Origin of the sequence: Cytobacillus stercorigallinarum (genome assembly GCF_014836495.1) — a bacterium.
In the GTDB taxonomy this organism is placed as follows: domain Bacteria; phylum Bacillota; class Bacilli; order Bacillales; family Cytobacillaceae; genus Cytobacillus; species Cytobacillus stercorigallinarum.
This window is the reverse complement of record NZ_JACSQT010000027.1, coordinates 1-13,811: the sequence shown is the minus strand read 5'-3', so window position 1 is coordinate 13,811 and position 13,811 is coordinate 1. Positions and strand designations below refer to the sequence as shown.

Sequence of the window (13,811 nt, the reverse complement as noted above, 5' to 3'; positions counted from 1 at the left end):
GGTATTTACCTTTTTGGCTCTAAACAGGGAGGATAATCAGACTGAAAATTGCGACAATATTTATGCAACACTAGTGATAAATTCTAGTAATTATATTTTTCAAAGCTGCTTTAAATATATCTTTAGGTAAATCCGTTTTAATGGATTGATCAGGACCAAAATCAATTTTCAAAATATCTTTAGCCTTTTTTGAAAAAGGCAAAAACCTGTCTAGTTTTGTTGTTTCCATCTTGTAAATTTCCAATTTATGTTTTTCCTCATCACTCCATTCTATCTCATTTCTAATAAACTCAAGAAAAAAGAAAAACCTAATACCTTTTCTTACATCCCCAGTTTTTTCATTAAGCACTCTAGCTATATGATTAATTGATTCACCTTTTCTAAATCTGTTAACAAACCTTTTAGTTGAAGCTATAGTAGACCATCTTTTTACACTTCTATCTCCTGAATGTCTCATCGTAATAAATGCTTCCGCAGAATCTCTATCTGGAGCTAATACAACTGGAAAATTATTGAGATAATTTTCCATTTCAGAGTCTATCTTAGGTATTCTTATTGTTTCTTTATTCGTAAGTAAATATGGATTGAGCAATAATTTACATGCAGAAATTCTCCTATTACCCTCTAGTACAATATACTTATCATTCTCTATAGTTACAACTGGTTTTTCAGCTAATGGTAAACCCCTATTTAAATATATCTGATTGGCTAATTCAATAGATTCATCTTCATCTACTAGGAATCTAAGTAGATTTTCTTGAGTAGAGTCTTCTATGAAAACCCTAGGGTTTTCATAATCAAGTAATACATCTGAAACATTTACTTTAATTTCTTTCCAATCTGAATATGCCACTAAAACATTTCCTTTCTGCTGTAATAATTATTTTTATTGTAATTCTAATTTAATTAACAATAAATAGCTTCTTATGAAATTTCCTAAAAGATTTTAAAAAAATTCAAACCTCATTTACTTATGGTAAGGTTCCCCCCGATTAATCCGAAACCCCCGATAAATCTGCTCCAACAATAACAATCTCATCACCTGATGCGGAAACGTCATTTTTGAAAAACTCAATGCCAGATCACTCCGACTCTCCACTTCCTTACTAGTTCCGAGTGATCCGCCGATAATAAAAGCAATTTTACTTTTACCGTAGGTGGCGAGGTCGTCTAGTTTCTTTGCGAGTTGTTCGGAGGTGAGCATGTTGCCTTGGATTTCTAGGGTGATGACGAAGGTGTCTGGGGCGATGTGGGCGAGTATGCGGTCGCCTTCTTTGCGTTTGACTTCTTCCATTTCGGCTGCGCTCATGGATTCTGGTGCTTTTTCGTCTGGTACTTCGATTAAGGTTAGTTTAGCGTAGGCGCTTAAGCGTTTTTTATATTCGTCGATGCCTTGTTTTAAGTATTTTTCTTTTAGTTTGCCAACGGATACGATTGTGATGTTCATATTGGGCCTTCCTTCCGTGCTTTTTTCTTTCCCTAGTTTACCATAAAGTCTGCTGACTTATTGATGGTCCTCGTTGTTGTCTGAAAAATTTTTCCTTCTTTTTGCAACTTTTCCAAACTTGTTGGCATCTATGTATTATACTCGATTTTACCAGGAGAGGAGGGGCGGTATTTTTGCATCTTGTAGAGCGTTTGAAACAGAAAGAAGAAGAGGCGTATTTTGAAGTGATGGATGCGTATGGGGATTATCTACTAAGGACTGCTTTTTTGCTTTTGAAGGATTACCAATTAGCAGAAGATACGGTTCAGGATACGTTTGTGATGGCTTTCAAGAAGTTAGATCAGCTTGAGGATGAGGAGAAGTTGAAAAGTTGGTTAACGACCATTCTTCTTAATCGCTGCCGCTCCCAGATGAGGAAATGGAATTGGAAAGTCCTGCTGGCCCCACTTGATTTGATTGAACGAACGAAAGCCGACAATCAGGCATTGAATCCTGAAAATGCCCTGCTATTTTCTGAGTGGCATGAGAGCATCAGCACTAGCATTCAACAATTAGACTATAAATATCGTGAAGTCATTACGTTATTTTACTTTAACGAAATGAAGATTAAAGACATTGCCTTATTTACGAATACCAATGAGAACACCGTCAAGTCCAAGTTAAAGCGGGCACGCTTGCTTTTAAAAGAAATTCTTCCTGAAGGGAGTATCGACATATGAAAAAACAACTCGATAAGGAGTTAGAACACCTTCGTTTCACCAAGCAAAGAAATGTAATCGACCAAATCAGCAAACCGACATGGAAACAAAGATTGAACTCCCTTTGGCATAAGGAAATTGAGATTCCCCTCCTTCCAGTTGCTGCTGTTGGGATGTTGATTGTATTGCTGGCTAGTTTAACTTTTGCTGATAACGAGATCAGTTATACGACGAGAGATAGCAAAGAGACGATTAAAATCGGTGGCAACGTGTATTGGAAAGAAGATTATGAAAAGCTGGTTAAGAAATATGAAAATTAAACTACAAGTGAAGCAGCTCGTCTATCTGGTTGTTGCCTTTCTTCTGCTGATTGCTACGATGATTTTATTGATTATCCCACAATGGAATATTTATGATGCAAAAAAACAAGCTGACCAAGGGAATGCTGAAGGTAAAGTCGCCTTACTAGAAACACTTGAAGATGATACAGTTTTTGAGTCGCAAAAATGGAACATCATACAAGAATATATGCTCATACAACCAGTCGAGCAATTTAATATCTTTGCTGGACCCTCTTACTCACAGGTGCAATTAGATCAACCGACCATCCAATTTACATGGAAAGAGAAATTACCTTATCTGAAACAATATGTAAAAGAAGGACCTCTTGATGATTACTTCATTTTAGCCGTCAAACAGCTTACGTCCTATTATAAAGAAATGAATCAACCCGATCTTGCTAAACAGACTTTGGATCAAGCATCAGAACGTACCATTAGCTCCTCTAGTCTCTATTATAATGATCTCCAACTAGAACGGATCGACTTTGCGATTAACCACAAAGAATATACAGAAGCAAACCAACTGTTAGAGACATTTGATGAAAAACTGGAGAAAGATGATTATTATTGGCACGCTAAAATCGGGCAAAGACAAGTAGAAATCGCGATGAAACAAGGGAAGTTGCAAGAAGCTCGTGAACAAGTGAATGTCATTTTAAATGAATATAAACAAGCTGAAGAGAATGATGACACAATAGAGTCAGGATATACTGCTGACGTATACGAATCATTGGTATCACTTAAGGATCGAATAGAAAATAGCATCAATAACCCGACTACTAGTACCGTAAAAGGTAGAATTATGTATAGTGACGGCAAACCTGCGGCCAATGTTGGCGTCATTTTGCGCCATGAATCAGGTATTCATGGCGCTCATGGAGACGAACGTTATTTTACAACGACAGATAGAGATGGCTTTTATGAATGGAACTTTGTTGAATCAGGACGTTATCAAGTCATTCTTGGGTTTTCTTTCGAACAGATTGATGGGTGGACGTATCCTTCTACGATGGATGATTGGCTAACAGTTGGCGATCAGCCAGAAGTAACGAAGGATATCACGCTTCGTCCGTTAATTGAGATTGATTCGCCTGTTAATCAGGAAAAAATCACGACGGACACGGTGAAGTTTTCTTGGGAACCAGTAAAGGGGGCTGCCTATTATCAACTCCATCTCGCTGTCGATATAGATGATGGATCTGGTTCGATTAGTAGCTCCTTTCCCTCTCATATTGCAACGAACGAAATAGAAGTGCCGGTTGAAGAAATATATGACCATACCGTGGGACTCTCTATGTCAGGAGATGAACCAGATTCCGTTGATCCCCTCACATTACTAGCTTTCGCCAACCCAAACAACCGCTTTTCCTGGTCTGTTGATGCTTTCGATGAAAATGATGAATTACTGACGAGAAGCAACGGCTACCGGTTAGGCAATGACACGATCGGTCATCTTCCCTTCTTTTACTTAAAAACAAGAACACTAACTGAAGCTGATCAACTTTTATTAGATAAGAAATTTACTGAGGCATTGAAAGCGTACAAGACAAATCCCGAGGATAAACATAGTCAACGAATGATCAAACGACTAGAGGAATTAGATGAGTAAAATGATGAAAGCACCTTCTCATAACTAGAAGGTGCATTTCTATCCCCCAAAAGATATACACAGCTCATCCTCACACCATAAACAGAATATCCACAGAAGTTATCCACATATCCACATTTTCTATCCACATGTTGTATGGGATTATTTGTTCGCCACCATATATATGGCTGGGTTGGAGCAGAATTCACAGGTTGTTGATAAGTTTTCATCAGGTGCGCATTTTGTTAATACAGGGAAGGTTTCGTGTTCGTCTACTATGGTATCGATGGCGATATCAATATGTTCTTCGCAGCTATAAATCATCTTCGGTGCCTCCTCATTTATCTATTTATACTTTATCCACATCTCATCTTATCAAAACTAAAAAAAACAGGAAAGTGATGCCTACACTTTCCTGTGGATAAATTTAGAATGTATTCTCAGTTTTTAATGCCATGGTTGTTTCTTGTAATTTACCTTCGCGATAATACTTCACTTTCATTTCATCGCCTACATCCTGTACATATAAATGGTGTCGTAAATCTAAGACATCGGTAATTTCTTCACCATCTAGCTCAACGATGACATCCATTTCCTTCATGCCTGCTTCTGCAGCTGGACCATTTGGCTCGACTCCACTCACTACTACACCATGTTCTACATCTTTCGGAAGTTTTAATGCTTCTTCTTGATAATAGGCAGGGATGTCACTTACGGAAGCGATTTGTACGCCCATATATGGTCTTCTTACCTCACCATGCTTTTCTAAGTCGCTGATGACAGTTTGAGCAAAGTTAATAGGAATGGCCAACCCGATTCCTTCAACAGAGGACTCGGCAATTTTCATCGAGTTAATGCCGATGACTTGTCCGCTAATATTGACAAGCGCCCCACCGCTATTTCCTGGGTTAATGGCGGCATCTGTTTGTAATACTTCGGCATTCCAATCGACTGTACCATTTTGATCGATATCGACTGGTACCGTCCGATTTAAGCCTGAGATGATGCCTTTTGTTACTGAGCCTTCAAATTGACCTAAAGGATTCCCAATAGCAATTGCGGGTTCGCCGATTGATAAAGCGTCTGAATCACCGAATTCTGCAACATCTTCTACAATGGAGCCATCAATTTCAAGGACAGCTAAGTCTGTCCATACATCGGAACCTACGAGCTCAGCAGGGATTTTTTCACCATTGAAGAGGTTTACTTCAAGTCTCTCTGCCCCCTCGACCACATGGTGATTCGTCACGATAAAGGCTCGTTTTCCTTCTTTTTTATAAATAACACCAGAGCCAGAACCTGCTTCTACTCCTTGTGTGCTTTCACCATTTTGCCCACTCGACCACATGCCTGCCGATTGGATATTGGAGATACTGACAACTGCACCCCTTGCTTTTTCTACTGCATCGGTTATTTCTGTTTCTACATCTACCGATACTTTTTTCGTTTCTATCTGGCTGTTTTCATCCGTATTCGATAAGCCTAATGTTTCTCCACCATTAGAGCCCCCGTTCATTTGGGGAACAACGAATAAAACGAGCAATGCACCGATAATGACACCGACAAGACTTGAGAATATGTAACCTGTTTTACTCCCCTTTTTTGTTTGTCCCTCTCGATTATAATGATCATCATAATAGCCCATTACCTAACCAACCCTTTCATTCAATTTCGTTAGATATATACCTTCTAAAATCTTTGTCCTCTTTTTTACCTAGTGTTATCATAACTCTTCTGAATTAGAAACATACTAGGAATAGAAAGATTACCTCATGAAACGTGCCTAGGTCTCCTCCGGTATTATTATTATACGCTTAGATGGAAAAATACAAATACAAAAATGCATAAGATAAACGAATCTTACGAATTTGTTCATATTTTCTTTGTGATTTCGTAAAAAAGAAGGAAAGACTCATAGTTAGCCTCCCCTTCCTTCTACCCATTATTTCTTGCCTTAAACAGCAGTTAAAGCTGTCGGTTTTTTCGGATCTGTATCAAAGAGCTGGAATTGCTCTCCGACGCGTATACCTTTTGTTTCAAGTGTTTGTGCAACAGCCATACGTGCCAAGTCCTTCATATTATTATCTTGACTTAGATGGGCCAGATAAAAGCCTTTCGTGCGATCACCGGCGACTTCGCTCATCGCAATCGCCGCATCTTCATTGGAGACATGACCGACATCGCTTAAGATACGACGTTTAATATTCCAAGGGTAACGACCCATTCTTAACATTTGCACGTCATGATTACTTTCAAATACATAGGCATCGGCGTTTGAAATAAGGCCCTTCATGCGATCACTTACATAACCCGTATCTGTGATAAGCACGAGTTTCTTCTCGCCTTGATGAAAAACGTAAAACATCGGTTCGGCCGCATCATGTGAGACGCCGAATGATTGAATATCGAGGTCGCCGAATGTTTTTACGGTTTCCATATCGAAGGTGAATTTCTGCTCTGTTGGGACTTGTCCAATTAACGGAGACATCGCCTGCCATGTTTTTTCATTGGCATAGATTGGGAGCCCATATTTCCTCGCGACAATGCCGACCCCTTTAATATGGTCACTATGCTCATGTGTCACAAGTATGCCGTCTAAGCGACTCATATCACGATCAATTTCTTTAAATAATGCTTCCATTTGCTTGCCACTGAGGCCAGCATCCACTAAAAAGGAGTGGGTGTTGGTCTCTACAAAAATGGCATTCCCCGTACTGCCGCTCGCGAGAACGCTAAATTGAAAAGACATAAATTTCTCTCACTCCATTGTTTTGTTCTCATTTTTATTTAGTTCGAGTACATTTAGCTCGAATCCGTGTACATATAGACTGTATTCACCATCAATGACGAAGCGCCAAGCTGGCGTTAATACTTGAAGATTACTCATATCGACATACGTATGAAGCCCAAGCTCTGGTTCTGATACTTTACTTCCAGGCGGGATTTTGCCACTGTTGTATAGAGAAGATAACGCTTCAGATGGCGGTTTGATCAACTTTTGATCATCCTCAATTGGTTCGATTGCTTCTAAGTATGTTTGTGTATAAGAGACAATTTCATTATTTTCATTTAAGAAGAAGGTTAATTCAGCATTTTTATTTTGGTAGATGATTTTCTCTTGGTATGTTTGATAATACGTAATGGTATTGCCTTTCTTCTCCCAAAAACGATACTCATTGCCGTATAAGACTTGACTCTGAATAAAGGACTCTAATTCCTTTGGATCAAAGTCTTCACTTACTTTCATCAATGGCTTATTGACATCAAATATATACTCGACACCGCCATCCACCTTAATGTCTTCTCCATTCAGGCTCTTCAATTCGTCTTTTTCAAACTCTTTCGGTGTTGCCCGTAACAACTGACCACTGACTTCTTCTGTCGTAAAAATATCTGCGTCGTACGAAATGTTATCATCCTTTAATTTTTCCTCTAACGTGCTTGATAACGGAAATTCCGTTTCTTGCTCTTTTGCTTGGACGACATTAAAGTACTCGTACAATAAATAGACATTGAGCACAAGGAAGGTCAGTATAAAAATGGTTTTTATTTTGCTCCAATCCATCTACTTTCCCCTCCTGCCTCAATTTGGTATAAACTCATCCTTGGTAAACTTCTTCCACTCATTATTATAACGATAATACCAAGCGGGCTGCAAATTGATGATTTCCGAATTAGTTGTAGCCATATTCTTTTCTACCTTCAGCTCGTAAGCCACCGTTACATCTTGCAGCAAGTTACGGTCAAAATTAGGCAGCTGCTCAATTTCTTTGATGACTTCTTTTCCCGATAATAATCGGCTTTCCTCTCCACCACTTACAATCGTTCCGAGCGCAAAATTGCTACGGGTATATTCATTAATATCTATATCACCAAGCTCTACTTCTATCTTCGCCCGATGATAATCACTAAAAATCGGAATCCCTTGTTGGTTATGAAATAATCGGAAGACAACCTTATTACTCTCTGGTACTTCTTCAAAGTAGCGGTAATTGCCTGTCCAGCCTTTATGTGCATTCATAAAATCAATGCTTCGTCGCAGTAGATTCATGCCAACAAACTCATCACCGACAACAGATGAGATATTTTTATAAGAAATCATATTGCGATCCTCATAGACACGCATAATACTCGTACTATCGGTATATTCAATCATGGATGGTTGTGTCGTACTCTCTTGTACAACAGATGGGTCACTAAATAATGATTCCATCAATGTACGTGGTTTGATTTTATCCATTAAATAGATGCGTTGTGTCGATACAGGAATATGCTCATCTGGGACATAAATCATGCGCTCATTCTGGCCCTGATAACCAAGAAACGAATAGAAATCCTCATCATCACTGGCTGTATCATAATACTTCGTCCGGAAATCGGCCATCGATGCCCCTTGCACTTCACCACGGAAGACCGTACCTTGATCTCTTGCTATAAAATAGGCTAAACCGATATCATCCTCTATAGAATTCATGTCAATCACGATTGTGTCAAATGAAAAATCGGTAGCGTTCTTATCAATATTAGGTATGACTTCGCGAAAAGCATTAAGTGAAACTTCATCTGGGTAGACCAATATCGAATGTCCTGTTTTTTCTATCCATTCATGTAATGAACCGATATCGTTTGAGACATTCGCTAGATTTAATAGTTCCCATTTGCTCATATCATTAGTGATTTGGTCGATTTCCACAGATAAGGTTGTTCCGATTTTCTTATCATCGTAGAAATGAATAAGCTGACTAGGTCTAATGACTTCGCTATACTCTTTGTCATCTCCTATCGGTTCAATCGCTTGTCCTGGGTTCTCAACAGGCGTTAAATTAGGTCGATACGTCCATAAATTAAACGTCAATACGATACTACAACCTACTAAGATAATTAATAGGATATTCTTTATCTTCTCATAGGTCATTCCCAATCATCCTCTTCGGAACGGATATACGGCAAGCTAAAGGAGATCTTTGTTCCTTTTCCTTCAATACTTTCCGCCCAAATTTCACCACCGTGCGCTTCTACCATTTCCTTGGCAATCGCTAGTCCTAATCCCGTTCCACCTAATTTTCTTGTTCTTGCTTTATCTACACGATAAAAACGATTAAAGATTTTTGATACATTTTCTTTCGGTATACCCATGCCTTCATCTGCTACGCTTATGATTAAATACCCTTCTTGTTCTTCAATACTGAAGGTAATCTTTCCTCCTTCAGGTGAGTATTTCATCGCATTGGAGATGATATTATCGAGTACCTGTGTTAATTTATCTGTATCAATCTCAACAAAATCAGCCGTTGTTGGTACCCTACGTTCGAATGTAACATTTTGTTGTTTCGTGAACTCAAAGCGATCAATAATTCGGTTATAGAATTGTGTAAAATCAACCCACTCTTTATTTAATTGATAATCGCTACTATCCATTTTCGATAGCTGCAATAAATCATTGACTAAGCGAATCATACGCTCTGTCTCATTTTGAGTGACGTCAAGGAAATTCGGAGCAATGTCCTTATCTTGCCATGCACCATCTGTTAAAGCCTCTAAATAACTGCGCATGGTCGTGAGTGGTGTTCTTAACTCATGTGAAACATTGGCAACAAATTCGCGACGTTCTTCTTCAATTTTTTCTTGTTCGGTAATATCATGTAAAACAGTTATAAGTCCATTAATAAAGCCTGTTTCTTTTTGAATAACTGAGAAATTAGCCCTTAAAATAAGATTATTCTTTTCATCACTATAATCTAAGATGACCGATTCTCTTTCTTCAAGCAGCTCTTCAAACGTGTAGTCTTCTTCCAATCCTAGTAATGAAACAATCGAATTAGATAAGACTGTTTCACGTGAAACATGTAACATTTCTGCAGCAGGTTCGTTAATGAGAATCACGCGCCCTTTGCGGTCAGTGGCAATTACGCCATCTGTCATAAAGGTGAGGACAGATGATAGTTTTCTTCTTTCCCCTTCAGTGGTAGCTTGTGCTTCCTGCAACTTTCTAGTCAAACTATTAAAAGTCATAGCTAATTGTCCAATTTCATCTTGGCCATAGATTTTTACTTTTCTAGAATAGTTTCCTTTCGCCATGGCTAACGCTTGTTTTCTCATATCGGTGATCGGTCTCGTAATGGTTTGCGCAAGTAATACACTGAGCACAGCGGTTAAAATAAGGGCAATTGCTGTACCTGTTGAGAAGATTTTGATAATCTCCCTCATCTGAGTATAGACATTCTCAATTTTAGACGTGACATAAATCACACCTTTTACGTCATTATCAATAATAATTGGTTTAATGTAGATCCATACTCGCTTGCCATTGATGACACTATCCTGTTCATTTGGCTGACCATTTTTAATTGACGTACGAATAAGCGCATTAGACATCTTCTGACCAACTTTTGATTGATCAGAAACATTCGATGTCCCTAGCACTCTCATAGTCGTGCTTTCGATAACGGCGACTTCACTAATATCGTCAGTGTTGTAGTCCTGCAATAACCTGCGCAGGTCCACCTCCAATGTGGCATCACCGTCTTCTGGCACTCGTTCTTTCACAAATTGTTCTTCTAAATAATAAGATAGCAGCTTCATCTGGTTTTCAATCGTTGTTTTAAAGTTATCGTTTAACGTATCCTCTAATTGTCTGACGAAATAAGCACTGACAATTTGCATGGCAATGAGGATAAGCAACACATATATAATGACGAATTTCAGATGAATTGATCGAAAAAAGCCTACCTTGTTCATGATCTACTTACTCCTGTTCTGGATTTCGCAAGTAGTATCCGACACCTCTTCTTGTAACGATCCATGTCGGATGACTTGGATTGTCTTCGATTTTTTCACGCAAACGTCTAACGGTTACGTCAACTGTTCTGACATCTCCGTAATAATCATAGCCCCAGACAGTTTGAAGTAAATGTTCACGCGTCATTACTTGGCCAATATGTTTAGCTAAATAATGAAGTAACTCGAATTCTCTGTGTGTTAGTTCGATCGTTTCACCGCGTTTAGAAACGATGTACGCGTCAGGGTGAATCGTTAGTGAGCCTACTTCAATTTCATTACTTTCATCTTCTTCATCCACTTTTGAAGCAATTTGTTGATGACGACGAAGATTGGCTTTTACTCTGGCAATTAATTCCCTTGTGCTGAATGGTTTTGTTACATAGTCATCTGCTCCAAGCTCTAGCCCTAATACTTTATCAATTTCAGAGTCTTTTGCTGTGAGCATAATGATCGGCATATCATATTTCTTTCTTACTTCTCGGCAAACCTCAATGCCGTCTTTCTGAGGAAGCATGATATCTAATAGAATCATATCAGGCTTTACTTCTTCTACTTTTTCCAATGCGGAGACACCGTCATATACACAAGTTACATCGAAGCCTTCTTTATTTAAGTTAAACTGTAATATATCTGCAATTGGTTTTTCATCATCTACTACAAGAATTTTCTTATCCATAGTTGTTCTCCTTTATCCAATTATTATCTACTGTCGTCACAATCATGTATCTTTTTCAAGATTATCATATCTAAGCTTATTGGGCTTGTAAAAGCATTTTGTAAAATTTTTTCAGCATGTATCCTACTCTACTTTATCACGTTACATACAAGTCCGCATCATTTGTAATGTATCTTATATGTACAAGTATTGGAAAAGCAAGATAGAAGGGGCTTTTTCTTTTTTTGAAAAAGGGATGAGCGCTCTTGAATGGCGACTTATCATACACACAAAAAAGCACGATAACTTCTGTTTATCCAAGCAGAGTTATTCGTGCTTAATGTTAGCTAAAACACTCCTGTCCCAGCACTTTTTTGATCATTGACTGATATAGTCTAATGGGTTTTTCAACTGACCATCTTTGTATAGTTCAAAATGAAGGTGAACGCCTGTTGAGTTACCAGTGGAGCCCATCACACCTAATTTAGAGCCTTTCGTTACTGTCTCTCCTGCACTTACAGAGAGAGAATCTAAATGAGCATATAAGGTACGGTAGCCATTTTGATGATCAATTTCTACTTTATAACCATAACTGCTACTAAAGCCCGCTGAAATGACCTTGCCATTATCGGCTGCTTTAATCGTGCGATTGCTTGGTCTGGCAATATCAATCCCTTTATGGAGCTTACCCCAACGATGACCAAGCTCACTTGATACATAGCCACCAACTGCTGGCCAAGCAAAGTCACCATCACCAACATCAGGATTTTTTGTTCCTTTAATAATGATTTCCTCTACAGGCTCCTCAATAATTTTCTCCTTTAGTTCACTCTTATCGACTTCTTCACCATTTGATTCTTTCACATGGTATAACACGTTACGTTTTCCTTTTTTACCTTCTTGCTTTACTTTCTCTTCCCCTTTCAACATGTCATCATCTTCTATTACTTTTGTTTGAAAGGGAATCTCTTCTTCTTTAAATTCTGATCGATTCGTAATCACATCAACATACGGTTCGATTGTTTCCACAACAAGTTCTTGACCAACCTTTAGTACATCTTCTTGACTCATCTCATTCAAGTCTTCAAGTTCTTCTGTAGATAAATGAAATTCGTCAGCAATCTTACTAATAGAGTCACCTTCTTCTACTCTATATTTCTCTTGTTCTACTGTTCCTTTATTTAAGAAATTAATGACCTCATCAACAGACTGCACCTTGTTCGGGTCTACTTTTTCTTTCTTCCATTCTATTTCCTCGGAAAATCTCGCATTCAACAAGCGGGTGTCACCAATTGCTAATTCTGGTAGTGGCTCTTCCTCTTCTGAACGCTCTTTTAACTCTTTATAGTCCTTTTCCGAAATATACTGTAACTGTAGTTGCTGAAGCACTTCATCCGCTTCTTCCTCATTCTTAACATAAGCAACGATTTCACCATCAATTTCTAGTGCGAGAGCATCTGCTTTAATAGAGATCCCTTTGAGTACGTTTTCTGATTCCTTCTCGGTTGCCTCATTAAAGGCTTTCCCTTCCTCTTCAGGTGAAAGCTCATGGTCTAACGCCTTTTGTATGCCTTCATAGGACTTCCCTTGATTTTCAAGTTCATCCTCTACGATATTTTCAATCATTTGGGGATTATCGACTGTCCCCACATATTGATCACCGATATATACATAATACAGATCCGACTCTTCTGCTTCTGCCAGTACTGATGTGGATCCGCTCCATGCTAAACAACCACCAATCATAATGATTGCGGCCGCTTTCTTCCATTTATGTGTAAAACGCTTAGATGTACGTTCTGTATATGTAGTCAGTCTTTGCTTCCATTGCTTCATGGTTCTTCCCCCTATACTACTTTACACCTTCTTTTTTTATTAGTGCTATCAGACTAATTACTATTGCACCTACCTAATGTACCATATCGCTTTTTTTACGACTTTGATGTCTCTGTAATGTAATTAAACTGTATATGAGATGACATAGTTTGACGTAATATAGGAAAAAACTACATAGAATTGGGGGTATTTTGTCATATGATTGTAATAGAAAGGAGGAGAAAAACATAAAAAAAGAGAGCACGAATTAAATTCATACTCCCTTTTTGATGGCTCAGGACGGAATCGAACCGCCGACACAAGGATTTTCAGTCCTTTGCTCTACCGACTGAGCTACTGAGCCATAAAAACAGCTTATCCAATTTTCATGATCACTATACAAGTAAATCATGGCGGTCCGGACGGGACTCGAACCCGCGACCTCCTGCGTGACAGGCAGGCATTCTAACCAACTGAACTACCGGAC

General features: G+C 38.6%; 13 protein-coding genes and 1 tRNA gene. 3 read left to right on the top strand and 11 right to left on the bottom strand.

The genetic code is table 11. The features are described 5' to 3' along the window. Nucleotides 1-70 precede the first annotated feature (70 nt). Nucleotides 71-853 (bottom strand): hypothetical protein, encoded by a 783-nt coding sequence (locus H9655_RS22140; RefSeq protein ID WP_191817395.1) that lies wholly within the window; start codon nt 851-853, stop codon nt 71-73. A gap of 114 nt (nt 854-967) precedes the next feature. Further along, nucleotides 968-1,447, bottom strand: coding sequence for a 23S rRNA (pseudouridine(1915)-N(3))-methyltransferase RlmH (gene rlmH, locus H9655_RS22135; protein WP_191817394.1), 480 nt, complete (start codon nt 1,445-1,447; stop codon nt 968-970). Between the two features lie 173 nt (nt 1,448-1,620). Here rlmH and H9655_RS22130 point away from each other — a divergent pair, with 173 nt between their 5' ends. The 3 genes from H9655_RS22130 to H9655_RS22120 are packed head-to-tail and all read left to right on the top strand — an operon-like array spanning nt 1,621 to nt 4,095. Continuing rightward, nucleotides 1,621-2,166 carry an RNA polymerase sigma factor gene (locus tag H9655_RS22130; protein ID WP_191817393.1) on the top strand — a complete coding sequence of 182 codons (546 nt, stop codon included), beginning with the start codon at nt 1,621-1,623 and terminating at the stop codon, nt 2,164-2,166. Beyond that, a complete protein-coding gene (locus H9655_RS22125) occupies nt 2,163-2,465 on the top strand; it encodes a hypothetical protein (protein ID WP_191817392.1) in 303 nt (100 codons plus the stop codon). The genes H9655_RS22130 and H9655_RS22125 overlap by 4 nt, the downstream gene beginning before the upstream one ends. Beyond that, on the top strand, nt 2,434-4,095 hold the full coding sequence (locus tag H9655_RS22120; protein WP_225230819.1) for a carboxypeptidase-like regulatory domain-containing protein: 1,662 nt from the start codon (nt 2,434-2,436) through the stop codon (nt 4,093-4,095). Before H9655_RS22125 ends, H9655_RS22120 begins: the two co-directional genes overlap by 32 nt. Before the next feature lie 141 nt (nt 4,096-4,236). Here the strand turns inward: H9655_RS22120 and H9655_RS22115 are convergent, their stop codons facing one another. The 9 genes from H9655_RS22115 to H9655_RS22075 form a co-directional block, all read right to left on the bottom strand. Next, nucleotides 4,237-4,398: a CxxH/CxxC protein gene (locus tag H9655_RS22115; protein WP_191817390.1), complete on the bottom strand. Its 162-nt coding sequence runs from the start codon at nt 4,396-4,398 to the stop codon at nt 4,237-4,239. Nucleotides 4,399-4,501: 103 nt separating this feature from the next. Continuing rightward, a complete protein-coding gene (locus tag H9655_RS22110; protein ID WP_191817389.1) occupies nt 4,502-5,719 on the bottom strand; it encodes a S1C family serine protease in 1,218 nt (405 codons plus the stop codon). A gap of 309 nt (nt 5,720-6,028) precedes the next feature. Then, on the bottom strand, nt 6,029-6,823 hold the full coding sequence (locus tag H9655_RS22105) for an MBL fold metallo-hydrolase (protein WP_191817388.1): 795 nt from the start codon (nt 6,821-6,823) through the stop codon (nt 6,029-6,031). 9 nt (nt 6,824-6,832) lie between these two features. Further along, the gene (locus H9655_RS22100; RefSeq protein WP_191817387.1) at nt 6,833-7,639 is read right to left on the bottom strand and encodes a two-component system regulatory protein YycI; all 807 of its coding nucleotides are present in this window, start codon (nt 7,637-7,639) and stop codon (nt 6,833-6,835) included. Nucleotides 7,640-7,657: 18 nt separating this feature from the next. After that, nucleotides 7,658-8,989, bottom strand: coding sequence for a YycH family regulatory protein (locus tag H9655_RS22095; protein WP_191817386.1), 1,332 nt, complete (start codon nt 8,987-8,989; stop codon nt 7,658-7,660). Beyond that, complete coding sequence (walK, locus tag H9655_RS22090) at nt 8,986-10,812, bottom strand: cell wall metabolism sensor histidine kinase WalK (RefSeq protein WP_191817385.1); 1,827 nt, start codon at nt 10,810-10,812, stop codon at nt 8,986-8,988. Before walK ends, H9655_RS22095 begins: the two co-directional genes overlap by 4 nt. Nucleotides 10,813-10,819: 7 nt before the next feature. Continuing rightward, the gene (yycF, locus tag H9655_RS22085; protein ID WP_095371356.1) at nt 10,820-11,530 is read right to left on the bottom strand and encodes a response regulator YycF; all 711 of its coding nucleotides are present in this window, start codon (nt 11,528-11,530) and stop codon (nt 10,820-10,822) included. 357 nt (nt 11,531-11,887) lie between these two features. Further along, entirely contained in the window at nt 11,888-13,345 is a 1,458-nt protein-coding gene (locus tag H9655_RS22080; RefSeq protein WP_191817384.1) for a peptidoglycan DD-metalloendopeptidase family protein, read from the bottom strand. A gap of 270 nt (nt 13,346-13,615) precedes the next feature. Next, nucleotides 13,616-13,688: transfer RNA gene (locus H9655_RS22075), tRNA-Phe, on the bottom strand. Nucleotides 13,689-13,811 lie beyond the last annotated feature (123 nt).